The sequence below is a fragment of the Psychrobacter sp. 1U2 genome (assembly GCF_051847575.1).
On the sequence record NZ_JBPYDC010000528.1, the window covers coordinates 1 to 1,000 of the forward strand.

Genomic DNA, 1,000 nt, shown 5'->3' on the forward strand with positions numbered 1-1,000 from the left:
ATCTTCAAAGGTTAAGCCCTCAAAGCTATCATCATGTTCTGCTTTTTTAAACTTTTGCCATAACGGTTCAACTTCGAGCAAGGTTTGATAAGCGTGTTCCATACGTCCAGTAACATCATCAGGATCAGTATTGTAGTACACCATGGTCTTGAGATAATCACGGAATGGGTTGGCTTCATGATCATCCATAAAGGTATCACCCAATTTGGCTTTTAGCTCATCACTAGCGGGCGTAAAGATACGTCCACTTGGGAATGTCACAAAGCTAACCACATTGGCCGCCATCCGATTAGGGAAGTTGGCAAAAAATGCAACAAAGGCTTCTTGAATAGTATATAGGCTATTTTGTAAGGCGACCTCTGCGTGTAAACGTTCTGCTTCTGACTTAGTACCATGCTCGTAAAACTGCAAAATAGCGGTGGCAATAAATAGATGACCATGAATATCAGCCAAGCGTCCCGACAGCATCTCTTTACGCTTTAAGTCTCCAGCGAGTAGGCCTAAGGCCATATCGGCAGTAAGAGCGAAACCAGCGCTCAAACGGTTGATATGCTTGTAGTAGGGGCGAGTGAAACCGTCTGCAAAGCTTGGCGCATTATTGCTACCCCCAACATATCCTGCAACGAAGGCTTTTGCTCCGCGGTTAAAGGTGTAACCTAAATGCTTAAAGAATAAATTATCAAACTGCTTTAGCGCATCTTTTTTATCTTCACTTTGCAATAATTGCAACTCATCGAAAAGATATGGATGACAACGCATAGCGCCTTGACCAAAGATCATAAGCGAGCGTGTCAGAATATTTGCACCCTCAACCGTGATAGAGACTGGAATAGCTTGATAAAGGGAGGCTAAAAAGTTACGCGGTCCCATTTGAATAGCACGACCACCAACGACATCCATACCATCATTGACGACTTCACGCATAGTCTCGGTTGCATAGTATTTCGCCATGGCCGTCATCACCGATGGCGTACCACCTTGGTTAAGACCGCAAGTAACC

The 1,000-nt window shown here is 44.3% G+C and carries 1 protein-coding gene; it reads right to left on the reverse strand.

Going from position 1 to position 1,000, the window contains the following annotated elements:
• The coding region (locus ACS8FD_RS17060) for an acyl-CoA dehydrogenase domain-containing protein (protein ID WP_439276719.1) at positions 1–1,000 on the reverse strand (1,000 nt) is incomplete at both ends.